The following is a 24,996-nucleotide window of genomic DNA, read 5'->3' as shown; positions in this document are numbered from 1 at the left end:
GGGTGCTCTAGTAAGCGCGCGCCACGACGGCGACGTTACCGGGTGCGTCGTAGGAGTCGGGCACCGACCCGTCCTCGGCGACCAGACACCGTACGGTCACGGCGTGCTCACCGAGCCTGGCCTCGCCCTCCTCCCCCAACGTCGACCAGGGGATACGCGCCCAGCCACCGGACACGGCGGCCTCGATCGCCTCGTCGGGCGTCGCCACCTCGGCCGTACGGGACTCGCGGCGCTCGCGGGACTGCGTCAGCAGGAGCGCCTGGTCCTCTTCGAGGATCGAGGGAAGCAGGGGTACGAGCGAGTCGATCGCGACGGGTGCCTTGCCGCCGGGGATGCGGCGGACGAGCATAGCGGTGCCGTTCTCCAGGTCACGGGGGCCGACCTCGACACGTACGGGGACGCCCTTGAGTTCCCAGTCGACGGCACGGCGGCCGAACGGGATGTCCGTACGGTCGTCCACCCGGACCCGGACGCCCGCGGCCTTCAGCCGGTCGCCCAGCTCGCGGACCTTGGCCAGAACGGCCTCGTCGCCCTTGATCGCGAGGACGACCACCTGGGTCTGCGCCAGCCGGGGCGGGACCCTCAGTCCGTGGTCGTCGCCGTGCATCATCACCAGGGCGCCGATCATGCGGGTGGTGGAGCCCCAGGAGGTCTGCCAGACGAGTTCCTGACTGCCGTCCCTCGACAGGTACCGGGTGTTGAAGGCCTTGGCGAAGTTCTGGCCCAGTTCGTGGCTGGTGGCCATCTGGAGGGCCTTGCCGTCGCCCATCATGCCTTCCAGGGTGAGGGTGTTGATGGCGCCCGCGAAGCGCTCCTTCACGGTCTTGCGGCCGGGGACCACGTCCATCGCGAGCACGTTCGCCATGAAGTCCTCGTAGACCTCCCGATGGATGTGCGCGGCGAAGTCGCGCGCCTCCTCGTAGGTCGCGTGCGCCGTGTGGCCCTCCTGCCAGAGGAATTCGGAGGTGCGCAGGAACAGTCGGGGGCGCAGCTCCCAACGGACGACGTTCGCCCACTGGTTGATCAGCAGCGGCAGGTCGCGGTAGCTCTGCACCCACTTCGAGAAGGAGGCGTTGATGATCATCTCGGAGGTGGGGCGGACGACGGCGGGCTCCTCCAGCTCCTTGCCGCCGCCGTGGGTCACCACGGCCAGCTCGGGCGCGAAGCCCTCCACGTGCTCGGCCTCGCGCGTGAGGTAGGACTGCGGGATCAGGAGCGGGAAATACGCGTTCTGCGTGCCCGTCTCCTTGATCCGGGTGTCCATCTCCTGCTGCATCCGCTCCCACAGCCCGTACCCGTACGGTCGGATCACCATGGTGCCGCGCACCGGGCCGTTGTCGGCCAGCTCGGCCTTGGTGATCAGATCCTGGTACCAGCGCGGGAAATCGTCCGCCCGGGGTGTGAGTACGGGTGCCTTTGCCATGGCGCGATAGTACGGGGGCATATTGCGGTGATGTGAATTCTTTTCGCCGGGCCCCACACTCCGCAAAACCGATGTCCGAGACCCCTGGACGGCGCGCCGGGTGCGGAGTTACCTGGCATACGGGGGGTGTGCGAGCGCGCACTGCCACGGGGGCCAGGAAATCCGGCAACGGCAACTCACGGCGGATTGGGGCGCTTTCGATATGACACCTACGCTCGTGCGGCAGCAACTGCCTCGCGCGGGGGCCTTACCCCGCGTGGACCGGTGTGCACGCGCGCGTGACTGGGCCGAGATCCAGGAACGGATGCTGGTACCGCTGTACGAGGCCGTCCATCGGCGGCTCGACGTCGGCTCCGGCACCCGGCTGCTCGGGGTCGGCTGCGGCTCGGGGCTCGCGCTGCTGATGGCGGCGTCCCGGGGCGCCGCGGTCACCGGCGTGGACGCGGGGGCGCCCGAGAGAGTGGCACTCGCGCGGGAGCGGCTGCGGCCGGAGGCATGGGGCACGCGCGCGCGTACCGGCGCCCGTGTCGTCGAGGGCGTTCCCGAGGACGCGGCCCGCGCCCCCGGTGACCCGCTGTACAACCTGGTGACCGCCTTCGAGCCGATCGGCTGCCTGGACGGGGACTCCGAGGGGCTCGGTGAGCTGCTCGCCTCGGCGACCCCGCTCGCGGAACGCGGCACCCCCGTGGTCCTCGCCGGCTGGGGTCCGCCGGAGCGCTGCGCCACGTCGGCGGTGCTGCGGGTGGCCGCGAAGCTCGCCGATCCCCTGCGGGGCGGGGGCAGTTGGCGCCCGGCGCTCAGGGACGACCTGGAGGAGGTGGCCCAGCGGGCCGGCCTCCGGCCGGACGGCTCCGGACGCGTGGCCTGTCCCTTCGGCTACGCCAACGTGGACAACGCGGTGCGGGGACTGCTGTCGACCGGCCTGTTCGACGCGGCGATCGCGGCCACCGACCAGGTGCAGGTGGACAAGGAACTCACCGAGGCCCTGCACCCGCACCGCCGCCGGGACGGCACGGTGTGGATGCCGAACGTGTTCCGCTATCTGATCGCTCGGACGCCCTAGCCTGCCTGCCGAGGAGCGTTCGCGTGGTCAGGGGAAGTTCGCGCGGTCAGGGGAAGGGGGAAGGCCGGAGCCGTTCGGGGACGGCCTGGGAAGGTCTTCGAGACATCTGCCGACGCGGGTGTGAATGGTGTGAAGAAAGCGGGTCGGTAACGCTTCAGGCTTGGCCAAACGCCGCACGGCAGCCATAGCCTGACGCATCGTCCAGGGGAACAACACATCCGCGTACGGGGGTTGCCACCACCAGTACCACGAGCGACATCACCACACATGCCGTCCACGCAACGGCACCCGGCGCCGCGCGCCCGGCCACACCCCCCGGCCGGCACGCGGCGTCCGCCGTGTGGCGGGTCAGCCCATGAACTTCTTGAACTCATCCGGCAGCTCGAAGTCCTGAGGGGCCTGCTGGCCCGGCAGCCCGAGAGCACCGCCCTGCGCGGCGGCGGCCCGGCGGGCGGCCTCCTCCTGCTCCTGCTGCTTGCGCTTCATCGGGTTGCCGGAGCGCTGCTTGCCCTTGGCCTGCTTGGGCTGCTTCTTGCTGCGGCCCGGCCCGCCACCCATGCCGGGCATACCCGGCATCCCGGGCATGCCGCCGCCCTGGGCCATGCGGGACATCATCTTGCGGGCCTCGAAGAACCGCTCCACCAGGTTCTTCACCGCGCTGACCTCGACACCGGAACCCTTGGCGATACGGGCCCGGCGAGAGCCGTTGATGATCGTCGGCTCCTGGCGCTCGGCCGGGGTCATCGACTTGATGATCGCTGCCGTGCGGTCGACGTCACGCTCGTCGATGTTGTTGATCTGGTCCTTGATCTGCCCCATGCCGGGGAGCATGCCGAGCAGCTTGCTGATGCTGCCCATCTTCCTGACCTGCTCCATCTGGGCCAGGAAGTCGTCGAGCGTGAAGTCCTGCCCCTTCTTGGACGCCAGTTTGCCCGCCATCTTGGCGGCCTCTTCCTGGCTGAAGGTCTTCTCCGCCTGCTCGATCAGGGTGAGCAGGTCACCCATGTCGAGGATGCGGGAGGCCATCCGGTCCGGGTGGAACTGGTCGAACTCGTCGAGCTTCTCGCCGTTCGACGCGAACATGATCGGCTTGCCGGTGACCGAGGCGATCGACAGGGCGGCACCACCGCGGGCGTCACCGTCGAGCTTGGAGAGGACCACGCCGTCGAAGCCGACGCCGTCCCGGAACGCCTCGGCCGTGTTGACGGCGTCCTGACCGATCATCGCGTCGACGACGAAGAGGATCTCGTCCGGGGAGACCGCGTCCCGGATGTCGGCGGCCTGCCGCATCATCTCCTGGTCGATGCCCAGGCGGCCGGCGGTGTCGACGACCACGATGTCGTGGACCTTGGACTTCGCGAACTCGATGGAGTCCTTGGCGACCTTGACCGGGTCGCCCACGCCGTTGCCCGGCTCGGGGGCGTAGACCGCGACGCCCGCGCGCTCGGCGACGACACTGAGCTGGTTCACCGCGTTCGGGCGCTGGAGGTCGCAGGCGACGAGGAGCGGCGAGTGGCCCTGCTCCTTCAGCCAGCGGCCCAGCTTGCCCGCGAGGGTCGTCTTACCGGCACCCTGCAGACCGGCGAGCATGATCACGGTCGGCGGGTTCTTGGCGAACCGCAGCCGGCGGGTCTCGCCACCGAGGATCCCGACCAGCTCCTCGTTGACGATCTTGAGGACCTGCTGGGCCGGGTTGAGCGCCTTGGAGACGTCGCTGCCGAGTGCCCTTTCCTTGACGTTCTTGATGAACGTCCGGACGACGGGCAGCGCGACGTCCGCTTCGAGGAGCGCGATACGGATCTCGCGCGCCGTGGCGTCGATGTCCGCCTCGGAGAGGCGCCCCTTGCCGCGCAGGTTCTTGAACGTCGCTGAGAGGCGATCGGAGAGCGTATCGAACACGGCGGTGTCGGTCCTCGGAGTCGGGGGCAGGGTGGGCTGCCCTCCAGGGTATCTGTCTGGGTGTGGTCGGGTCTCCACCCCTGTGGATAGTCGTGAACGCGGCCGGGCCCGCACGGGTACGGGGCCGGGCGGGCCCCGTACCCGTCGTGCTCAGCCGCGCAGAGTCTCCTCCAGCTTGCGCGCCAGCGACGCCGCCTCGTCACCCGGCAGCGGCGCCCCGTCCGTGCCGGTGACGTAGAAGGCGTCCACGGCGTTGGCGCCCAGCGTGCTGACGTGCGCGCTGCGCACCCGTACGTGCGCGTCCTCCAGGGCGCGCCCGATCCGGTGCAGCAGCCCGGGGGCGTCCTGGGCGCGCACCTCGATGACCGTGGCGTGCCGGGAGGCGGCCGGGGCCACCGTGACGCGCGGCGGTGGTGCGACGACGCCTCGCCGCCGGGGATAGGCCGCGTCCCGCTCGGCCAGCCGCCCGGCGATGTCCAGCGACCCGTCCAGGGCCCGTACGAGGTCCGCGCGGAGCCTGGCCGCCTGGGGCAGCGAGCCGTACTCCGCGGCCACCCGCCAGTTCAGCAGCAGCACCGAGCCCTCGACGCCGTCGGGCAGGCCGAACGTGCCGAGTTCGGCCGTGCGCACGGTCAGCCGGTGCATGGCGAGGACGCCGGCGACCGCCGGCAGGACGCCCGCCTGGTCCGGTACGGCGATGAGGAGTTCCACGCCGAGCGGCTCGGGGTCGGCCTTCTCGTCCTTGTCGTCGGCGGCGGCCTCCGTCTGCGCGCGCAGCGACAGCACCGGTCCGCCGGTGCGGAACGCCTCGATGGCGAGCCGCTCCTGTTCGGCGCTGGTCTCCCCGGGCTCCGGTTCCTCGGGAGCGTCCCCGGCGAACAGCGCGTCGACCCGCTGCACCAGCTCGGACACGAGCGAGGCCCGCCACGACGACCAGGCGGCGGGTCCGGTGGCCAGCGCGTCCGACTCGGTGAGCGCGTGCAGCAGTTCGAGCGTGCCCGGCGATCCGACGGCGTCGGCCACGGACCGGACGGTGGCCGGATCCTCCAGGTCGCGCCGGGTGGCCGTGTCGACGAGCAGCAGGTGGTGGCGGACGAGGGTGGCGAGCACCGCCACGTCCTCGCGGTCGAAGCCGATCCTGGCCGCCACGTCCTTGGCGATGATCTCGCCGGCGACGGAGTGGTCGCCGGGCCAGCCCTTGCCGATGTCGTGCAGCAGCGCGGCCACGAGCAGGAGGTCGGGCCGGTGCACCCGGCGGGTCATCTCGGAGGCCTGGACCGCGGTCTCGATGAGGTGCCGGTCGACGGTCCAGATGTGCACGGCGTTGCGCTGCGGCCGGCAGCGCACCCGCTCCCAGTCGGGCAGCAGATGCGTGATGAGGCCCTCGGCCTCCAGGGCTTCCCAGACGTCGACGGTCGGGCGCCCGGAACCGAGCAGGGTGACGAGCTGTTCGCGCGCCTCGGCGGGCCAGGGCGTCGGGAGCGGCCGGGCGACGGCCGCCAGGCGCCGCACGGCGTGCAGCGAGAGCGGCAGTCCGGCCTGGGCGGCCGCGGCGGCGGCGCGCAGCGGCAGCACGGGGTCCCGGTCGGGCTTGGCGGCCCGCGCGAGCACGACCTCGCCGTCCTGCTCGACCACGCCCTCGGCCAGCGGCGACCGCTCGGGAGCGGGCTTCCCGCCGCCCAGCATGGCGCGCAGCCGGGGCCGGACGGCGCGCGACCGCAGCACGCGCCCCACTTCACGCCAGGTCACATCACTGGCGTACGAGATCACGCGGGCGGCCTCGTACACCTGGCGCAGCAGGGTGTCGGCGTCCAGCAGCCCCAGTTCGGCGGCGACCTGGTCCTGTTCCTGGAGCGCGAGCCGGTCCGTCGCGCGCCCGGTGGTCAGATGCAGCGCGTCCCGCACGTCGAGGAGCCGGCGGCGGGCGTCGGCGAGACCCTCGCGCGGGGCGTCGGCGAGCCATGAGGCGGCGACGGCGCGCAGGGCGGTGGCATCGCGCAGCCCGCCGCGTGCCTCCTTGAGGTCGGGCTCCAGCAGATACTGCAGCTCCCCCTGCCGCTCGGCCCGCTCGGCGCACAGCTCCTGCAGTTCCGGGAGGCGTTTGGGCGCCTGGTTGCGCCAGTCGGCGAGGACGGAGGTCCGCAGCCCCGCGGTCAGGCCCAGATCACCGGCGATGTGGCGGGCGTCCAGCAGCCCGAGTTGCACCTTGAGGTCCTCGCCGGCCGTCCTGCGGGCCTCGGCGGGGGTGCGCACGGAGTGGTCGAGGGCCAGCCCCAGGTCCCAGACGGGGTACCAGATGCGGTCGGCCAGCGCGGCCACCGCCCGTTCGTCGGACCCGTCGTGCAGGAGCAGCAGGTCGAGATCGCTGCGGGGCGAGAGTTCACCGCGCCCGTATCCGCCGACGGCCACGAGGGAGACCCCGCGCGGTTCGGCGGCACCCGCTCCGAAGAGGCCCGCGAGCCAGTCGTCGGTCAGCTCCGCGAGGGCCGAACGGCGCGGCGGCCCGGACTGCGCCTCCTCCTGGAGGAGGCGCAGCCGGGCCGCCGCATAGCCGCTGGGTCCCGAGTCCTCTGCATCCGTACGTACGTCCGTACTCGTCACCCAGCGACTCCTGTTCTTCTCTTCGATCAGAGCGCGTCCGGGCCGCGCTCGCCGGTCCGGACCCGAACGGCCGTCTCGACCGGGAGGGACCAGACCTTGCCGTCACCGATCTTGCCGGTGCGGGCGGCCTTGACGATGACGTCGATCAGCTGCTCGGCGTCGTCGTCCTCGGCGAGCACCTCGATACGGATCTTGGGAACCAGGTCCACCGTGTACTCGGCACCCCGGTACACCTCCGTGTGGCCGCGCTGCCGACCGTACCCACTGGCCTCGGTCACCGTAAGGCCGTGCACCCCGAAGGCCTGCAGGGCTTCCTTGATCTCGTCGAGCCGGTGCGGCTTGACGACGGCGGTGATCAGCTTCATGCCTCGACCTTCTTGCTCTCAGGGGCAGCGACGCTGCTCGTGGTGCTGCTGGAGATGTGGGAACCGGCGGCCGAGGAGAAGTCGTACGCGGTCTCGGCGTGCTGGGTCTGGTCGACACCGGTGACCTCGTCCTCCTCGGACGCCCGGAAGCCGATCGTCTTCTGGATGGCGAAGGCGATGAGCCAGGTCACCACGAAGGTGTAGCCCATGACCGAGAAGGCGCCGGTGGCCTGCTTGCCGAACTGGTCGAGGCCGCCGATCCCGTCGGTGGCCAGGAAGCCGACCATCAGGGTGCCGAGCACACCGCCCACCAGGTGGACACCGACGACGTCGAGGGAGTCGTCGTAGCCCAGCTTGTACTTGAGGCTGACGGCCCAGGAGCAGACCGCGCCGGCGACGATGCCGATCAGCATGGCGCCGAAGGCGTTGACGTGACCGCCCGAGGGGGTGATCGCGACGAGGCCGGCGACGGCACCGGAGCAGGCACCGAGGGTGGTGAACGCGCCGTGACGGATGCGCTCGTAGATCAGCCAGCCGATGATGGCCGCGGCCGTCGCGATCTGCGTGTTGATGGCCATACGGGCGGTCGTGCCGTCGACACCGAGCCAGGAGCCGGCGTTGAAACCGAACCAGCCGAACCACAGCAGGGCGGTGCCGACCAGGACCAGCGGCAGGCTGTGCGGCCGCATCGGGTCCTTCTTGAAGCCGATCCGCTTGCCGACGACGAGGACCGCGGCGAGCGCGCCGACACCGGCGTTGATGTGGACCGCGGTACCACCGGCGAAGTCGATGACACCCATGTCGAAGAGCCAGCCGCCCGGCGCCCAGACCCAGTGCGCGACCGGGAAGTACGCGAGGGTGACCCAGAGCGCGACGAAGACCATCCAGGCGCTGAACTTGACGCGGTCGGCGAGCGCGCCGCTCATCAGGGCCGGGGTGATCACCGCGAACAGCATCTGGAAGAGGATGAACGAGAACGCGGCGATCTGGTGCGGCTCGCCCTTGGCGTTGGTGACGAAGCTGTCGACCGTGCTCGTGACGTCGATGCCCTTGAGACCGATGGCGTCGAGGTTGCCGATGAAGTGGCCGACGTCACCGCTGAAGGCGAGTGAGTACCCGAACAGCACCCACAGGATGCTGACGATGCCCAGCGAGATGAAGGACATCATCAGCATGTTCAGCACGCTCTTGGCACGGACCATGCCGCCGTAGAAGAGCGCCAGGCCCGGCGTCATCACCATGACGAGCGCCGCACTGATCAATACGAATCCGGTATCTGTGCCGTTCAATGCCGGTATCTCCTCGTGGTCGGAACGGCCCGTGCGGATGCGGAAGCTGGGGAGCTATCGGGGAGGGCCGACTGTGCTGAGGAGACTGACGCAGCACCGTTTCGCCGGGAGTTTGGAAATGTTTCCCGGACGTGACGAAGGCACCCATCACGTTACAGACAGGTGAAACGTGAATCGCGGAGGAGGCATCCCGTGTGGGGCCCAGCCTCTGCGGGGCCCTTCGCGGATAACGGTTTCGTATCCGATGGAACTTCCGGTGGAGCCGCCCCGAACGGACCGGCCACGGCAGACCATCCGATGACCTGGCATGGGGGAGCCGAGTCGGGCAGTCGGGATGGCCGGCCGTGGCCGGAGCAGGCGTGGCCCGCGGAGCGCGGGGCCGGGGTCAGACCGCCTCGGCGGTCTCGGGGAGGTGGACGGCGAGCTGGTCGGTGAGGTCCACGACCTCGGCGAGGCCGCCGAACTCCCGTACGGCCGTGTCGACGGTCTTGCGGATACGGGTGTTCACCCGCTCGGAGCGCACCTTCTTCGCTGTCTCCATGGCCTGCTTGGCCATGTCCGCCCCCCGCTCGGGCTCTCGCTGGAGCAGATGCACGGTGGCCATGCCGATGAGGTTCAGCGCGTAGGACCGCTGGTGTTCGGTGTCCGTGGAGAACAGCTCGACGGCCCGGCGCATCACGGGCTCGGCGAGGGAGGCGTAGGCGGGGCTGCGGCCGGCGACGTAGGCGAGGTCGCGGTAGGAGTGGGAGTTCTCTCCGTGCAGTTCGGCCTCGTTGAAGAAGCGGATCCAGTCGGGGTCCGGGTCGTCCCACTCCTCGGCGTCGGCGAAGACGTCCTCGGCCATCCGCACGGCCCGTTTGCACTTTCCGGGCTGGCCCATGTTGGCGTAGGCGCGGGCCTCCATCGCATACAGCATCGACTGGGTGCGCGGACTCGCGCACTCACGGCTGCCGTACTGGGCGAGATGGATCAGTTCGAGGGCGTCGTCGGGCCGGCCGAGGTGGATCATCTGGCGGCTCATGCTGGACAGGACGTACGAGCCGAGGGGCTTGTCGCCCGCCTCCTTGGCCGCGTGGAGGGCGAGGACGAAGTACTTCTGCGCCGTGGGCTGCAGGCCGATGTCGTAGCTCATCCAGCCGGCCAGCTCGGCCAGCTCGGCGGCGACCTTGAACAGCCGGCGGGTGGTGGCCTCGGGCTGGGGCTCCTGGAGGAGGTCGGTCACCTCGTGCAGCTGGCCGACGACGGCCTTGCGGCGCAGACCGCCGCCGCACTGGGCGTCCCACTGCCGGAACATCACGGTGGTGGATTCGAGGAGGTCCAGCTCCGGCTGGGAGAGCCGGCCTGCGCGGCGCGCGGCGGCCGACGGCTCGGGCTCCGCGCGCGGGGCGGCGGGGGCGGGGACGAGCCAGCGCTGCATCGGCTCGATCAGGGCCGGGCCCGCGGAGAGGGCGAGCGAGCTCCCGAGGAAGCCGCGCCGCGCCAGCATCAGGTCGCTGCGTGAGAACTCGCTGATCAGCGCCACGGTCTGCGGGCCCGTCCAGGGCAGGTCGACACCGGAGACGGAAGGGGACTGATGGGCCGCGCGCAGCCCCAGGTCCTCCACGGCGACGACGCAGCCGAACCGCTCGGAGAACAGCTCGGACAGGATCCGGGGAATCGGCTCGCGCGGGTTCTCGCCGTCGAGCCAGCGCCGGACGCGCGAGGTGTCGGTGGAGATGTGGTTGGCGCCGAGCTGACGCGCCCGGCGGTTCACCTGCCGGGCCAGCTCGCCCTTGGACCAGCCGCTGCGGACGAACCACGAGCCCAGGAGTTCGTTCGGGCGCTTCTCAGCGTTCGTACCACTTCCGCCGTTGCCGCCCACTGGAACGCCCCCATCCCTGAAACCACCTGTGCGCTGTGTGCGCCAAGCCCTAACAGAATGCCGGTTACCACGCCGTACGTCCGACCCCCGTCACCCATCGAACGGAAAGACGACTTGCCTCCGGCATACCCACGAGCGCGTGCGTCCCCAGGTCCCGTGCACTCAAAGTAATCCTACGATCACGCGTCCGGCCACGGCGATTCCGGAAACGCCACCATTCGCCACCCCTTCGAATGAACCTACGGTCGCCCGTACGCGATTCACTTGACATCAGACGGCCGGGAGTGGGCGGAGCGAGGCATTCAGGGGCGCGCGTCGTCGAGCGCGCCACCGAGAACGCCGTAGTGCGCCGCCCACGCGGAGCGCCCATGCGGAAGCAGAGCGTCGCCTTCCGACTCCGTCGCGTAACCACCGGCGCGCTGGACCCGTTGGAGGGGGCATGGGCTTCACGATCGGCGGCATTCGGGAGATGCGATCCGGCACGCGTCGGCGCGGCCGTTCCTCGGAGTGCACGGCTGTGGCCGAGTACACCGGGCTCTGGGGATGGGACGTCGTCCCCGGCGCGCGGACGGCTTCGGGCGCGTGCTCGTGCGGCAGGACGACCTGCTCCGCGCCCGGCGCGCATCCACTCGACTTCGCTCCCCCCGTCCGTGCCGGAGCGACGCTCGACGAGGTGACCGAGGCCTGGGCCGAGTTCCCCGGGGCCGCCGTGATGCTGCCGGTGGGCCGCTCCTTCGACGTGATCGAGGTCGCCGAGTCCGCGGGCCGGCACGCCCTCGTCCGTCTCGAACGCATGGGCCTGCCCGTCGGCCCCGTGATCGCCACCCCCGAGGGCCGCGCCCACTTCTTCGTCGCCCCGGGTTCCGCCGCCGAGCTGTCCACTCTGCTCTACCGCATGGGCTGGGACGACCCGTCCGCTCTCGACCTGCGCGGGCTCGGCCCCGGCAGCCATGTCACCGCCCCGCCCTCCGACCGCGGCGGCCTCGGCCCGGTCAGCTGGCTCCGCTCCCCCGACCTCGACTCGGCGACGAAGCCTCCGGCCGCGCGCCTGCTGCTGGGGACCCTGGCGTACGTGGCCCACCGGTCACGGGCCTGACCTCGACCGCCCGCGGTACGTACACGGGGAAGCGCCCGTCCCCGACTTGTCTCGGGGGCGGGCGCTTCTTCGTGCACCTACGAAGTCTCGTAAGTGGTCCGCGGGGTCATTCGCCGATGAGCGCATCCACGAACGCCTCCGGCTCGAACGGCGCCAGGTCGTCCGCGCCCTCTCCCAGTCCGATGAGCTTGACGGGCACGCCCAGCTCGCGCTGGACCGCGATGACGATGCCGCCCTTGGCCGTGCCGTCGAGCTTGGTGAGGACGATGCCGGTGACGTCGACGACCTCGGCGAAGACGCGGGCCTGGACGAGACCGTTCTGACCGGTGGTGGCGTCGAGGACGAGCAGGATCTCGTCCAGCGGCGCGTGCTTCTCGACGACCCGCTTGACCTTGCCGAGCTCGTCCATGAGGCCGGTCTTGGTGTGCAGCCGGCCGGCCGTGTCGATGAGGACGACGTCGGCGCCCTCCTCGATGCCCTCCTTGACGGCGTCGAAGGCGATGGAGGCGGGGTCGCCGCCCTCGGGACCGCGCACGGTACGCGCACCGACCCGCTCGCCCCAGGTCTGCAGCTGGTCGGCGGCGGCGGCCCGGAAGGTGTCCGCGGCGCCGAGGACCACGTTCTTGCCGTCGGCGACGAGGACGCGGGCGAGCTTGCCGGTGGTGGTGGTCTTGCCGGTGCCGTTGACCCCGACGACCATCACGATGCCCGGGGTGTCGAGCGGCGAATCGGTGTTGACCGCGCGGTCGAACTCGGGGACGAGGATCTGCAGCAGTTCCTCGCGCAGCAGGGTGCGCAGCTCGGCCGGGGTGCGGGTGCCGAGCACCCGCACCCGCTCGCGCAGCCGTTCGACCAGCTCCTGGGTGGGCTGGACGCCGACGTCGGCGGTGAGGAGGGTGTCCTCGATCTCCTCCCAGGTGTCGTCGTCGAGGTGCTCGCGCGAGAGGAGCGTGAGCAGCCCCTTGCCGAGCGCGTTCTGCGAGCGGGAGAGCCGGGCCCGCAGCCGCACCAGACGGCCGGCGGTCGGCTCGGGGATCTCGATCGCGGGAGCCTCCACGACCGACGGCTCCTCGACGGCGACGGGCGGGGTCGCCGTGCCGGCCGGGAGGTCCACCTCCTCGATCGTTCTGCGCGGCTCGTCGCGCGGGGTCTCGGCCTCGTCGCCGACGTGCGGCTCGGCCGGGGGTGCGGTGATGTCGGGTGTCGTGGGGGGCGCCGGGGGCAGCGATTTCTTCCTGCGGCCGCCTACGACGAGCCCGCCCAGCACGCCGAGCACGACCACGGCGATGACTACAGCAAGGATGAGTTCCATAACGGCACCAGTATGCGGGACCACCCCGCGCGGTGTTCGGTCGCCGTACGGGGGCACGCTGCCCTTCCTCGCCCCTGGATACCTGACGAGTCGTCAGCTAACGTCCCCCTCCACAGTCGCCCGAAGGGGGTCCCCCATGCCCGTCACGGTCGTCCGCTTCAATCTGGTCGAGCCCGGCGCCACGCCCGCCTCGCTCCGGGCCCGCTACCGGGCCGCGCTGGAGATGGCCGCGTACGCCGATGAGCAGGGCATCTCCACCGTCCAGACGGAGGAGCACCACGGGGTCGAGAACAACTGGCTGCCGTCGCCGTTCGTGTTCGCGGGAGCGGTGTTCGGGGCCACCCGTCGGATCACGGTCACGGTGTCGGCGGTGATCGGCCCGCTGCACGACCCGCTGCGGCTGGCCGAGGACATCGCCGTACTGGATCTGGTGAGCGGCGGACGGCTGGTGACCGTCGCCGGGATCGGGTACCGACCGCAGGAGTACGCGCAGTTCGACGTCGACTGGAAAAGCCGCGGGAAGCTTCAGGACGAGGTGCTGGAGACGCTGCTGCGGGCGTGGACGGGCGAGCCGTTCGCGTACCGGGGGCGCACGGTCCGGGTCACCCCGCGTCCGGGGACCGAGCCGCATCCGCTGCTGCTGGTCGGCGGCTCGTCGAAGGCCGCGGCCCGCAGGGCGGCCCGGCTCGGACTCCCCTTCTTCCCGAGCGCGCACCTGCCGGAGCTGGAGGCGTACTACAAGGAGCGGCTCGTGGAGTACGGCACCGAGGGGTGGACGATGATGCCCGCCGCCGAGACCCCGCTGCTGCACGTCGCGGAGGATCCGGACCGGGCATGGGCCGAGTACGGCGCGCACTTCCTGCACGAGGCGCGGACGTACGCCTCCTGGCAGTCGGCCGGCATCCGCTCGGCGGTGCGGTCGGGGGCGGCGACGGTGGCGGAGCTGCGCGGGGAGGGCGTGTACCGGATCGTCACGCCGGACGAGTGCGTGGCGCTGGGCCTGGACACCTACGTCCTGCATCCGCTGGCGGGCGGGATGCCGGTCGAGGAGGGCCGGCGGGGGCTGCGCCTGTTCGCCGAGCGGGTGCTGCCGCGTCTCGGCGGCTGAGCGACTCGGCCGCTGAGCACGAAGGGGTACGAGGAGAGGGGCAGCGGGGGCTTGGCCCCTCTCCTCGAACTCGGGGAGGCGGGTGGCCGACGGGCTAGCCCATCTCCTCCAGCGCCTTGCCCTTCGTCTCCTTCACGAACTTCAGGACGAACGGGATGGAGAGCGCGGCGAAGACCGTGTAGATCACGTACGTCACCGAGAGGTTCCAGTCGGCCAGGGACGGGAAGCTGGCGGTGATGGCCCAGTTGGCGATCCACTGCGCGGAGGCGGCCACGCCCAGGGCGGCGGCGCGCAGCCGGTTCGGGAACATCTCGCCGAGCATGACCCAGACGACCACGCCCCAGGAGAGGGCGAAGAAGAGGACGAAGACATGGGCGGCGACCAGGGCGACCCAGCCCTGGGTGGCGGGGAGCTTGCCGTCGACGAGGTCGAAGGAGAAGGCCCAGGCCTCCAGCGCCAGACCCACGACCATGCCGACGGAGCCGATCAGGGCGAGCGGCTTGCGGCCGATCCGGTCCACGAAGATCATCGCGATGACGGTGCCGACGATGTTGATGATCGAGGTCGTGAAGGAGTAGAAGAACGACTCGCTCGGGTCGACGCCGACGGACTGCCAGAGCGTCGCGGAGTAGTAGAAGGCGACGTTGATGCCGACGAACTGCTGGAAGACCGACAGTCCGATGCCGATCCAGACGATCGGCTTGAAGAGGAAGCTGCCGCCGAGCAGGTCCTTGAACGTCGACTTGTGCTCGCGGTGCATGGCCGACTCGATCTCGGCGACCCGGGCGTCCAGGTCGACGTCCTTGCCCTCGACCTCGGCGAGCACCTCACGGGCGCGCTCGTCCCTGCCGACGGAGATCAGGAAGCGCGGGGACTCGGGGATCGCGAAGGAGAGCAGGCCGTACAGCACGGCCGGGACGACCATGACGCCGAGCATGATCTGCCAGGCCTCCAGGCCGAGCAGCTCACCGCGCTGGTCGCCGTCGGCGGCGTTCAGGATGCCCCAGTTGACCAGCTGGGAGATGGCGATACCGACGACGATCGCGGCCTGCTGGAACGAACCGAGCCGTCCCCGGTAGGCGGGCGGGGCCACCTCGGCGATGTAGGCGGGGCCGATGACCGACGCCATGCCGATGGCGAAGCCGCCGACGATCCGCCAGAAGGCGAGGTCGTACAGCGCGAAGGGGAGCGCGGAGCCGACGGCGCTCACCGTGAAGAGGGCGGCGGCTATCTGCATGCACCGGATGCGGCCGATGCGGTCGGCTATCCGGCCGGCCGTGGCCGCGCCGACGGCGCAGCCGATGAGCGCGACGGCGATGACCTGGGCCAGAGCCGTGGAGCCTATGTCGTAGCGGTGCCGGATGGCTTCGACCGCGCCGTTGATCACGGCACTGTCGTAGCCGAAGAGGAAACCGCCCATCGCGGCCGCCGCCGCGATGAAGATCACGTGCGAGAGATGGTCGGGCTGGCCTTCGCGCGCTCCTGACTTGGACGCCTGCGCAGTGCTGGTCACGTGGGGGGACCTTCCGCTTTGAAGGTAAAGGCAACGCCGCAGAGAATATGTCTTCAAGTTTCGAAGTCAAGAGGGGGGTCAAGTATCCCTGCACGAGGGATGCGGCGAACTGGTGAGGAGTTTGGATTCAAGTATTGAAGAGACTGCATCGGGACCCCGGCTCGGACGCGGGGAACCCCGCGACGGCCCTCGTCTACCCGTGGACCGGAACGGCTAACGCAGCCGCTGGCTGATGACCTTCGACACACCGTCACCCTGCATCGACACGCCATAGAGCGCGTCGGCGACTTCCATCGTCCGCTTCTGGTGGGTGATCACGATCAGCTGTGAGGCCTCCTGCAGCTCCTGCATGATCCGGATCAGCCGCTGCAGATTGGTGTCGTCGAGCGCCGCCTCGACCTCGTCCATCACATAGAAGGGGCTGGGGCGGGCCTTGAAGATCGACACGAGCATCGCGACGGCGGTCAGCGACCGCTCACCGCCGGAGAGCAGCGACAGCCGCTTGACCTTCTTGCCCGGCGGCCGGGCCTCGACGTCCACGCCCGTGGTGAGCATGTTGTCCGGGTCGGTGAGGATCAGCCGCCCCTCCCCGCCGGGGAAGAGCCGGGAGAACACCCCTTCGAACTCCCGTGCGGTGTCCCAGAAGGCCTCGGTGAAGACCTGCTCGACGCGTTCGTCGACCTCCTTCACCACCTGGAGCAGGTCGGCGCGGGTCTTCTTCAGGTCCTCCAACTGCTCGCTGAGGAACTTGTGCCGCTCCTCCAGCGCCGCGAACTCCTCCAGCGCCAGCGGATTGACCTTGCCGAGCTGCTGGTACGCCCGCTCGGCCGCCCGGAGCCGCTTCTCCTGCTCGGCCCGGTGGAAGGTCTTCGGCTGGTTGCGGGGGTGCTCCGGGTCCTCCGGCAGCTCCTCGCCCTCGGCCGGCGGCGACGGCGGTACGAGCTGGTCGGGCCCGTACTCCGCGACCAGCCCCTCCGGCTCGACGCCCAGCTCCTCCAGCGCCTTGGTCTCCAGTTGCTCGATCCGCATCCGCTTCTCGGCGCCGAGCACCTCGCCCCGGTGGACGGAGTCGGTCAGCTTGTCCATCTCGGCCTTGAGATCGCGCCCCTCGCCACGGGCCCGCGCGAGCTCCTGCTCCCGGCGCGCCTTGGCGGCGTCGGCGGCGGTGCGTTCCTCCGCCGCCCGGGCGAGGGAGACCTCGACATGGCCGAGCAGTTGCCGGCCGCCGGACGCGACGGCTTCGGCGACGGCCGCCTCGTGCCGCAGCCGGGCCCTGCGCTGCTCGGCACGCGCCCGCGCCTCCCGCTCGGCACGCGCGGCCCGGTCGAGCGAGTCCGCGCGCCCCGCGAGCCCCTTGACCCGCTCCTCGTGCGTCCGCACCTGGAGCCGGGCCTCCATCTCGGTCTGGCGCGCGTTGGCCCCGTCCGCCGCGAGCCGGTCCCGTACGGAGGTGTCCGGCTCCTCCTCCACGGGCATCTCCTCGGCCACCGCGAGCCGTTCGGCCAGTTCCTCGGCTTCCTCCATGGCTCTGTCGAGCGCGTCCTGGGCGCGTGCGGCGGCGGCCGTGGACCGCTCGGCCTCCCCGGCGGCGCCCCGCGCCTGCCCGGCCAGCCGCCCGAGCTGCTGGGCCACCGCGGACTTCTCCCGCTCCGCCGCCCGGCGCCGCTCGCCCAGCTCCTCCACGAGCGCGGCCCGCTCCCGCCGCGACTCGACCGCGCTCCGCTGGACCTCGGCCAACTCCTCGCACCGTACGGCCAGTTCCTCCAACTCCGCCGCCGCCTCGTCGACGGACGCCTGCACCTCCAGCAGGCTGGGCGCGCCGGCGGACCCGCCGTGCGCGAAGTGCGCCCCGAGGAGGTCCCCCTCGGCGGTGACGGCGGTGAGGTCGGGGCGCGCGTAGACGAGTTCCTCGGCGTCTTCGAGGGTGTCGACCACGACGACGCGGTGGAGCAGGCGGCGTACGGCGGGCATGAGGTCGGAGGGGCCGCGGACGAGGTCGGCCGCGACGTGTGCGGTGGGGGACGCGGGGAGCGGCCGGGGCCCGCGCGCGACTTGGTCGAGGCCGGTCGCGCGGTCCCCCGCGTCCCTCCGGGACGGCTCCGGGTCCTCCGGCGCCCCCGCCAGCAGCAGTGCCGCCCGCCCCGCGTCCTGTTTGCGCAGCAGGCGGATGGCCTCGGCGGCCGAGGCGGGGGTGGTCACGGCGATCGCGTCGGCCGCCGCGCCGAAGGCCGCCGCCAGGGCGGCCTCGTGGCCGGGAGTGACCGTCAGCAGCCCGGCGGCCGGCCCCAGCAGGCCCCCGAGCCGGTCCTTCGCGGCGAGCAGCGCGCCCGTGCCGTCCTTGCGGCGCAGGCCCAGCGCAAGGGCTTCGTGGCGGGCCTGGGTGGCCGCGCGGCGGCGTTCGGCGGTGGTGGTGGCCTCCCGGGCCTCGGTGACGGCGGACTCGGCCTCGGCGAGGGCGCGCTTGGCGGCGTCGTGCAGCTCGGCCAGTTCGGAGTCGCCGGCGTCGAGGCCGTCGACCTCGGCCTGCAGCGCCTCGTACTCCTCCTGGGCGGTGACGGCACGCTCCTGTGCCTCGTCGCGGGCCGCGGCGAGCCGGTCGATCTCGGCCTGGGCGGAGGCCGCACGGGAGCGGGCGGCGTTGACCTGGCCGTTCAGCCGGGCGAGGGACTCGCGGCGGTCGGCGATGGACCGGGCCACGTCCTTCAGCCGCCGCTCCTCGGCCATCAGTTCGCGCTCCAGCTCGGCCCGGTGCTCGACCGTGTCCTCCAGGGCGCGCTCGGCCGCCTCCAGGGCCGCTTCGAGTTCGGCCTCCTGTTCGCGGACGCGGGCGGCCTCGCGCTCCATGTCCTCGGGGTCGCGCCCGCGCCGCTCCTCGGGGGAGGCGGACGTGGCGCTCTTGACCCGGGCGTCGGCCAGGGAGATCGTGCCGCGCACCCGTTCGGCGAGCTGCGACAGTTCGTACCATGTCTCCTGGGCCCGCTGGAGGCGCGGCGCCAGCCGCCGTACCTCGCCCTCCAGTTGCGACTCGCGCAGGAGCGCCTTCTTCAGCTCGGTCTCGGCGGCCTCCTTGCGCGCTTTGAGCGCGGCCTCGTCGGCGACCTCGGTGCGCAGCGCCGCCTGGAGCCGTACGAGGTCGTCGGCCAGCAGCCGCAGCCGTGCGTCCCGCAGGTCCGCCTGGATGACCGCGGCCCGGCGTGCGACGGCGGCCTGCCGGCCCAGCGGCTTGAGCTGGCGACGGAGTTCGTCGGTGAGGTCCTGGACGCGGGCCAGGTTGGCCTGCATGGCGTCCAGTTTCCGCAGCGCCTTCTCCTTGCGCTTGCGGTGCTTGAGGACTCCGGCGGCCTCCTCGATGAAGGCGCGGCGGCCCATGGGGTCGGCGTGCAGGACGGAGTCGAGCTGGCCCTGGCCGACGATGACGTGCATCTCGCGGCCGATGCCGGAGTCGGAGAGCAGGTCCTGGATGTCGAGGAGGCGGCAGGTGTCACCGTTGATCTGGTACTCGCTGCCGCCGTTGCGGAACATGATCCGGGTGATCGTGACCTCGGCGTACTCGATGGGCAGGGCCCCGTCGGAGTTGTCTATGGTCAAGGACACCTCGGCGCGGCCGAGCGGGGGGCGCCCGGTGGTGCCGGCGAAGATGACGTCCTCCATCTTGCCGCCGCGCAGGGATTTCGCGCCCTGTTCGCCCATGACCCAGCTGAGCGCGTCCACGACGTTCGACTTGCCCGAGCCGTTCGGTCCGACGACGCACGTGATGCCCGGCTCGAACCGGAGCGTGGTCGCCGAGGCGAACGACTTGAACCCGCGAAGGGTCAGGGCCTTGAGGTGCACGCCGCCGGACTCTACCTTCCGGCCTTGTCCCACTCCATGAACGCGCGGTTTCGCACATGAACGTGCAGGGCACATCAGACGTTAAGGAGTGTGAGGAAGTTCGGGGGTTCTTCTGAAGTCTTCCGGGGGTCGTCGGCCCTCGGACACGTCAAGAAGTCGGGCGTCGGTCAGGGACGCCGGTCGAGGGGTCGGGGAAAGAAAGAAGGGACGCCTCGTGAGAAGGCGTCCCTTGCAGATCTGACAACTTAGCGGTTGATACGGGCAGCCCAACCACTGCTGTCTGTCGTGTGCGATGCAGTGATCAGGTGAGCGCAGGCTCCGCCTGGCGTGCGTCGAGCTCCATGAGCGAGTCGTGAGAAGCGGCAGCCGTCAGCGCGTCGTTCTCCGCCTGGATGCGTCCGAGTTCGGATTCCAGGTCCTGGACACGCTGCTGGAGCCGTCGCATCTCGGCGAGGAGTCGCGGGTCGGAGCCGCCGACGTAACCGAGAAGCGCCTTTGCCATGATGGATGGTCCTCCACACTGAGTGACCGACCGAAGCGGTGTGGGTCGTGAGGGAATCGCACCCGCGATGCTTGGCACTGTTGAGTTTTTGCTGCCGTCTTCATGCCAAACAGCTAAGGTGCGCGGGGTTGCTTTTAGCGTCTCACCAAAAAGTTTGACGGTCAACACGATCACGCCCCGCATTGACGGGCATCCCTCTGCCGCGCGGCCCCGAGCGGGCGACGCTGCGGCGGTTCGGGGACCTCTCCTGACCGGCGGAGCGAGGGGATCATCGTCTCTTCGGAGAGTGCCATGACAAACCCGCCTTGGCAATCACCTGCACATTTCTGTTGTGTGCATGCTCCTGGCATATGCCGGTGGCGCACCTCTCCCCCTCGCCCAGCCCGCTCCGCACGGCACGGTCAGCGGATGGCGAAGCCGTCGTAGCCCCCTCGGGGTGTGTCCCAGATCTCGGTGACGCCGTCCACGCGCCCGGGCGTGTCGTCACTCTGGAGCCACCCCAGGAGCCCTTCGCACGCCTCGCGGGGGCCCTCGGCGACCACCTGGACCCGTCCGTCGGCCAAATTGAGAGCAAAACCACTCAGTCCGCCGATCTCCAGCGCCCGCGCCCGCGTGAACCAGCGGAAACCCACCCCTTGCACCCGTCCGCGGACCCAGGTGACCAGCCGTACATCCTCGCTCATGCCTGCACGCTAACGGGCCAATGTCCCACGGGTCTCTCCCTCCCCCGGCGCCATGCTGTACCGTCCCGACCCAATGAATCTCATATGAAACTCACTCCTTCGTGTGAGATTCGTGAAGGCGACGATCACAACGTTGACAACATCCCCAACGTTGACGCAGGACACCGCAAGGACGAGGAAGGCCAAGACATGGGACGCCACCGACGCTCCGCCGCCGGCCGCGCCGCCAGGGGGGGCCGCGCCGCCGGGGTCACCGACACGGGCTTCACTTCCGAAGAACCCCACTACGGTCCGGAGAACCTGTACGGGTTCGCCGCGGTCCTGGAGGCCGACGCCCAGGCCGCAGCGCGCGGCGGTGGCTCGCGCCGCCGCAAGAAGCGGACCGTGACCCCGGTGAAGACCGGTCTTCTCGGTGTGTCCGCCGCCGTCGCCCTCGGCACCGTCGCGGTGGCCACCGGAGTGCTGCCGGGCGGCGACAAGTACGCGGTCAGCGGGGGCAGCAGCAACGAGACGGTGGTGCCCGCCGGCTCGCCGACCGGCGCGGCCACCCAGCAGGGCGGTACGGACGGCGCCGCGCAGGAACAGCGCGAGGACGAGTCCACCAGCCGTGACGCCGAGCGCGAGGCCTCGCCGTCCAGCACCCCGGCCCCCTCGCAGACCCCGTCCGAGAAGGCTCCTGCCGACAAGGCGGGCAAGGGCTCCGGCTCCGAGAAGACCAGGACGCCGTCCTCCGAGCCCACCAAGGAAAAGGGCAAGGAGAAGGAGAAGGAGAAGACCTCTCCGGTGGAGATCTCCACCGAGACCCAGGCCGAGGCCGCGGTCCTCCTCCTCGTCAACGAGGAGCGGGCGAAGGCCGGCTGCAGCCCGGTGGCGGCCGACAGCGACCTTTCCCGGCTGGCCGAGACCTTCAGCAAGGACATGGCGCTCCGCGCCTTCTTCGACCACACGGACCCCGACGGCGCCGACCCGTGGGACCGCGCGGCGGCCCTCGGGATCACCGGGCTGGGCGGCGAGAACATCGCCCGCGGCCAGGCCACCGCCGAGGCGGTCATGGAGGCCTGGATGAACAGCCCCGGCCACAGGGCGAACATCCTGAACTGCGACTTCAAGACCCTCGGCGTCGGTGTCCACCTGGGCGACGGCGGACCGTGGTGGACGCAGGACTTCGGCTACTGAGACATCCCCCGGACAGCACCCGCTAACCAGAAGTTAGTGCGACCTTCTGGTTAGCGCTGCGTCGGAGTATGCTCGGTGTATGGAATCGACCGCGCAGAGTGCCGTGACGCCCGCGCAGGCCGCCGCGGGCGCGGACGCCTGGAACCTCGACCAGCTGGCCTTCGACGTGTTCGCCAGGAACTGCCCGTCGCGGGGCACCCTGGAGCACATCACCGGCCGCTGGGGCGGGCTGACACTGGGCGCGCTGCACGACAGCTCGCTCCGCTTCAACGAGCTGCGGCGCCGCGTCGACGGCGTCAGCGAGAAGATGCTCTCCCAGACCCTGCACGCCCTGGAGCGGGACGGCCTGGTGCACCGCGAGGCCCAGCCCACCAACCCGCCCCGCGTCGACTACAGCCTCACTCCGCTCGGCCGCGAGATCTCCGAGCGCCTGCTGTCCCTCATCACCTGTGTGGAGGACCGCATGGAGGACGTGCTCACGGCCCGTGCGCGTTACGACGAGGCGCGCGGGGCCCGCTGACACGTCGGGCAGAAGTAGCTGGACCTGTTCATCCAGGGCCGCCGCCGCATCGGCGTGGCACAGCGGCGACAGGGCAGGCCCTCGCGGCCGTACGCGTCCAGCGAGCGGTCGAAGTACCCCGACTCGCCGTTCACGTTGACGTACAGGCTGTCGAAGCTCGTGCCGCCCACCGCGAGGGCCGCGTTCATCACGTCCCGTACGTGGCCGAGGAGTTCGGTGGTGCGGGGGCGGGTGAAGCCGGCGGTGGGGCGCTCGTAGTGCAGCCTCGACCGCCAGAGCGCCTCGTCGGCGTAGATGTTGCCGACCCCGCTGATCAACGACTGGTCCAGCAGGGCCCGTTTGATGGTCGTACGCTTCCGGCGCAGCGCCTGGTGGAAGGCCTCCGCGTCGAACAGCGGGTCGAGGGGGTCGCGGGCGATGTGCGCGATGACGTCCGGCAGGCCGTCGGGGGTGGTGTCGTGCAACGACAGTCCGCCGAAGGTGCGTTGGTCGACGAAGCGGAGTTCGGTGCGGAGGTCGTCCGCGAAGCGGACGCGGATCCTCAGGTGCTTCTCGTCGGCCGTCTCGTGCGGCTGCACGAGCAGTTGGCCGCTCATGCCGAGATGGGCGAGGACGGCGATCCCGGTGTCCTCCACCGGCAGCCACAGGTACTTGCCGCGCCTGCTGGGCTCCCCGATGCGGTGGCCCTTCAGCCGGAGCGCGAAGTCCTCCGGGCCGGCCAGGTGACGGCGGATCGCCCGGGGGTGCAGCACCTCGACGTCGGCGACGGTGCGGTGCGCCACCCAGCGCTCCAGGCCGCGGCGGACGACCTCGACCTCGGGGAGTTCTGGCACGGGGTCCTCCGGAGGGTGGGCGAGGGGGCTGGGGGGTGTCGGTCGGGGGTGGGTGCGGGTCCGGTGGGGGCTTCTCGCGCAGTTCCCCGCGCCCCTGAAAAGCAGGGGCTGCGCCCCATGCTTTTCAGGCCCGCCCCCACTCCCACCCGGCAACGCACCGAAACCGCCCCCGCGTCCCCTCGCGGGGGCCCGGGGGCGGCAGTCCTCGGCGTCAGGCCGGGGCGGTGTCCGAAGGGGTGACCGCGATGTCGTCGGCCTGGGCAGCGGCCTCGGCCGCCGCCTTCGCCCGCTCGTCCGCCGCGGAGCGGATCGCCCGCCAGGCGGACTCGGCCGCCTGCTGCTCCGCTTCCTTCTTGCTGCGGCCGGTGCCGGTGCCGTACGAGACGCCTCCGACGCGGGCGGCAGCTGTGAAGGTCTTCTCGTGGTCGGGGCCGGTCTCCGTGACCAGGTACTCGGGCACACCGAGCCCCTCGGTCGCGGTGAGCTCCTGGAGACTGGTCTTCCAGTCCAGGCCGGCTCCGAGATTCGAAGACTTCTCGATCAACGGGTCGAACAGGCGATGCACCAGCTCCGCCGCCGAGTCGAGCCCCTGGTCGAGATAGACCGCGCCGATCACCGCTTCGAGGGTGTCGGCGAGGATGGATGCCTTGTCCCGGCCACCCGTGCCCTCTTCACCGCGGCCGAGCCGGATGAAGGAGCCGAGGTCGAGCCCGCGGCCCACCTCCGCCAGCGCACGAGAGTTGACCACCGCGGCCCGCAGCTTGGCCAGTTGGCCTTCAGGCAGGTCGGGGTGGGTGCGATACAGCGTGTCCGTGACCACCAGACCGAGCACGGAGTCCCCGAGGAACTCCAGGCGTTCGTTGGTGGGCAGACCGCCGTTCTCGTACGCGTACGAACGGTGGGTCAGCGCACGCACCAGAAGGGCGGACTCGAGCTTGTAGCCGAGCCGCCCTTCCAGAAGCGTGTGGGACGAGGCTGTGTTCTCCGCCTTTTTCTTGGCGTTGGTCTCCGCCTTGGCGTCAGACATAGAGCCTCTCACCAGCCGCTCAGACCTCGAGGACCTGGCGCTTGTTGTAGGTGCCGCAAGACGGGCACGCGATGTGCTGCAGCTTGGGCTCGTGGCAGCGCTCGCACGCAACCAGGGTGGGGACCGCAGCCTTCCACTGCGACCGGCGGTGGCGCGTGTTGCTGCGCGACATCTTCCGCTTCGGAACAGCCACGGCTACTTCTCCTGCTTCTCGTCGACGTGCGCTGATGGAAGCGCGCCGCCGCTCAACTCGTCCTTCTCGCCATCTTCGAGTGAACCGGCGAGTCCCTGCAGTGCCGCCCAACGGATGTCGACGGCGTCGTGGTGGTGGTCCGGGTCGTCCGCCAGCCGCGCTCCACACTCGGAGCACAGGCCGGGGCAGTCGTCCTGGCACACCGGCTGCATCGGCAGTGCGAGCACCACCGCATCGCGCAGCACGGGTTCGAGGTCGAACAGGCCGTCCTCGAGGAAGAGCCTGTCCTCGTCGTCCTCGGCGTCGGTGTCGGGCTCCGCGATCACGCGGCCCCGCTCATCGGCGTCGGGGTACGAGAACATCTCCTGGAAGTCCGCTGCGAGCTCCAGCTCCAGTGGCTCCAGACACCTTACGCACTCCCCCTCGGCCAGTGCACGGGCGGTGCCTGTGACAAGCACCCCTTCCATGACCGACTCCAGACGGAGTTCGAGCTCCACCGGGGCGCCTTCCGGCACTCCGACGACCCCTTTGAGGCCGAGGTCCTTCGGAGCGTCGACCGAGCGCGTCAGGCGCTGTTGCGCACCGGGCCGCCGACCCAGCTCGTGCGTGTCGAACACGAGGGGGTTGCGGTGGTCGAGGCGGGCGTTCAGAGCCATTTCTGCTTTCGGTCTTCGGGATGCGGAGGAGGAGCGTCGCCCCTG

20 protein-coding genes are annotated in these 24,996 nt (G+C 70.8%); 5 read left to right on the top strand and 15 right to left on the bottom strand.

Going from position 1 to position 24,996, the window contains the following annotated elements; genetic code table 11:
- Positions 1–7: 7 nt before the first annotated feature.
- Positions 8–1,423, bottom strand: coding sequence for a proline--tRNA ligase (proS, locus tag H4687_RS33145; protein WP_046917023.1), 1,416 nt, complete (start codon positions 1,421–1,423; stop codon positions 8–10).
- Positions 1,424–1,727: 304 nt separating this feature from the next.
- Here proS and H4687_RS33140 point away from each other — a divergent pair, with 304 nt between their 5' ends.
- On the top strand, positions 1,728–2,486 hold the full coding sequence (locus H4687_RS33140; RefSeq protein ID WP_046917011.1) for a class I SAM-dependent methyltransferase: 759 nt from the start codon (positions 1,728–1,730) through the stop codon (positions 2,484–2,486).
- A 348-nt stretch (positions 2,487–2,834) separates the two neighbouring features.
- Here H4687_RS33140 and ffh read toward each other — a convergent pair whose 3' ends face one another.
- The 5 genes from ffh to nsdA all read right to left on the bottom strand — a co-directional run bounded on the left by ffh (position 2,835) and on the right by nsdA (position 10,501).
- A complete protein-coding gene (gene ffh, locus H4687_RS33135) occupies positions 2,835–4,385 on the bottom strand; it encodes a signal recognition particle protein (RefSeq protein WP_005479823.1) in 1,551 nt (516 codons plus the stop codon).
- 150 nt (positions 4,386–4,535) lie between these two features.
- Positions 4,536–6,986 (bottom strand): [protein-PII] uridylyltransferase, encoded by a 2,451-nt coding sequence (locus H4687_RS33130; RefSeq protein WP_046917010.1) that lies wholly within the window; start codon positions 6,984–6,986, stop codon positions 4,536–4,538.
- Between the two features lie 26 nt (positions 6,987–7,012).
- Positions 7,013–7,351, bottom strand: a complete 339-nt coding sequence (locus H4687_RS33125) for a P-II family nitrogen regulator (protein ID WP_003997576.1) — start codon at positions 7,349–7,351, stop codon at positions 7,013–7,015.
- Entirely contained in the window at positions 7,348–8,592 is a 1,245-nt protein-coding gene (locus tag H4687_RS33120) for an ammonium transporter (protein ID WP_373560669.1), read from the bottom strand. Before H4687_RS33120 ends, H4687_RS33125 begins: the two co-directional genes overlap by 4 nt.
- 433 nt (positions 8,593–9,025) lie before the next feature.
- Positions 9,026–10,501, bottom strand: coding sequence for a transcriptional repressor NsdA (gene nsdA / locus H4687_RS33115; RefSeq protein WP_046917008.1), 1,476 nt, complete (start codon positions 10,499–10,501; stop codon positions 9,026–9,028).
- A gap of 439 nt (positions 10,502–10,940) precedes the next feature.
- Between nsdA and H4687_RS33110 the strand changes: the two genes are divergently transcribed.
- Positions 10,941–11,597, top strand: a complete 657-nt coding sequence (locus H4687_RS33110; protein WP_046917007.1) for a bifunctional DNA primase/polymerase — start codon at positions 10,941–10,943, stop codon at positions 11,595–11,597.
- A gap of 106 nt (positions 11,598–11,703) precedes the next feature.
- On the opposite strand, the gene ftsY is transcribed toward H4687_RS33110, so the two are convergent.
- A complete protein-coding gene (ftsY, locus tag H4687_RS33105) occupies positions 11,704–12,909 on the bottom strand; it encodes a signal recognition particle-docking protein FtsY (RefSeq protein ID WP_005479836.1) in 1,206 nt (401 codons plus the stop codon).
- Between the two features lie 136 nt (positions 12,910–13,045).
- Here ftsY and H4687_RS33100 point away from each other — a divergent pair, with 136 nt between their 5' ends.
- On the top strand, positions 13,046–14,017 hold the full coding sequence (locus tag H4687_RS33100) for an LLM class flavin-dependent oxidoreductase (protein WP_046917006.1): 972 nt from the start codon (positions 13,046–13,048) through the stop codon (positions 14,015–14,017).
- Between the two features lie 94 nt (positions 14,018–14,111).
- On the opposite strand, the gene H4687_RS33095 is transcribed toward H4687_RS33100, so the two are convergent.
- From H4687_RS33095 to H4687_RS33080, 4 genes are all read right to left on the bottom strand, one after another.
- Positions 14,112–15,530 (bottom strand): sugar porter family MFS transporter, encoded by a 1,419-nt coding sequence (locus H4687_RS33095; protein ID WP_046917005.1) that lies wholly within the window; start codon positions 15,528–15,530, stop codon positions 14,112–14,114.
- 213 nt (positions 15,531–15,743) lie between these two features.
- Complete coding sequence (smc, locus tag H4687_RS33090) at positions 15,744–19,361, bottom strand: chromosome segregation protein SMC (RefSeq protein ID WP_046917004.1); 3,618 nt, start codon at positions 19,359–19,361, stop codon at positions 15,744–15,746.
- 301 nt (positions 19,362–19,662) lie between these two features.
- A complete protein-coding gene (locus H4687_RS33085; protein WP_005479841.1) occupies positions 19,663–19,863 on the bottom strand; it encodes a hypothetical protein in 201 nt (66 codons plus the stop codon).
- A 401-nt stretch (positions 19,864–20,264) separates the two neighbouring features.
- Positions 20,265–20,546, bottom strand: coding sequence for an acylphosphatase (locus H4687_RS33080; RefSeq protein ID WP_005479842.1), 282 nt, complete (start codon positions 20,544–20,546; stop codon positions 20,265–20,267).
- A gap of 189 nt (positions 20,547–20,735) precedes the next feature.
- Here H4687_RS33080 and H4687_RS33075 point away from each other — a divergent pair, with 189 nt between their 5' ends.
- Positions 20,736–21,722 carry a CAP domain-containing protein gene (locus tag H4687_RS33075; RefSeq protein ID WP_046917003.1) on the top strand — a complete coding sequence of 329 codons (987 nt, stop codon included), beginning with the start codon at positions 20,736–20,738 and terminating at the stop codon, positions 21,720–21,722.
- A 79-nt stretch (positions 21,723–21,801) separates the two neighbouring features.
- Complete coding sequence (locus H4687_RS33070; RefSeq protein WP_078907347.1) at positions 21,802–22,242, top strand: winged helix-turn-helix transcriptional regulator; 441 nt, start codon at positions 21,802–21,804, stop codon at positions 22,240–22,242.
- On the opposite strand, the gene mutM is transcribed toward H4687_RS33070, so the two are convergent.
- The 4 genes from mutM to H4687_RS33050 form a co-directional block, all read right to left on the bottom strand.
- On the bottom strand, positions 22,215–23,075 hold the full coding sequence (gene mutM / locus H4687_RS33065) for a bifunctional DNA-formamidopyrimidine glycosylase/DNA-(apurinic or apyrimidinic site) lyase (RefSeq protein ID WP_005479848.1): 861 nt from the start codon (positions 23,073–23,075) through the stop codon (positions 22,215–22,217). The genes H4687_RS33070 and mutM overlap by 28 nt on opposite strands.
- 211 nt (positions 23,076–23,286) lie before the next feature.
- Positions 23,287–24,102 (bottom strand): ribonuclease III, encoded by an 816-nt coding sequence (gene rnc, locus H4687_RS33060; RefSeq protein WP_046914204.1) that lies wholly within the window; start codon positions 24,100–24,102, stop codon positions 23,287–23,289.
- Positions 24,103–24,121: 19 nt separating this feature from the next.
- Positions 24,122–24,295 (bottom strand): 50S ribosomal protein L32, encoded by a 174-nt coding sequence (gene rpmF / locus H4687_RS33055; protein ID WP_007493396.1) that lies wholly within the window; start codon positions 24,293–24,295, stop codon positions 24,122–24,124.
- A 2-nt stretch (positions 24,296–24,297) separates the two neighbouring features.
- Complete coding sequence (locus H4687_RS33050) at positions 24,298–24,951, bottom strand: YceD family protein (protein ID WP_005479851.1); 654 nt, start codon at positions 24,949–24,951, stop codon at positions 24,298–24,300.
- Positions 24,952–24,996: the final 45 nt, after the last annotated feature.

The sequence above is a fragment of the Streptomyces stelliscabiei genome (genome assembly GCF_014873495.1).
In the GTDB taxonomy this organism is placed as follows: Bacteria; Actinomycetota; Actinomycetes; order Streptomycetales; family Streptomycetaceae; genus Streptomyces; species Streptomyces bottropensis.
The sequence above is the reverse complement of the archived record's forward strand: the minus strand, read 5'-3'. Positions and strand labels throughout refer to the sequence as shown.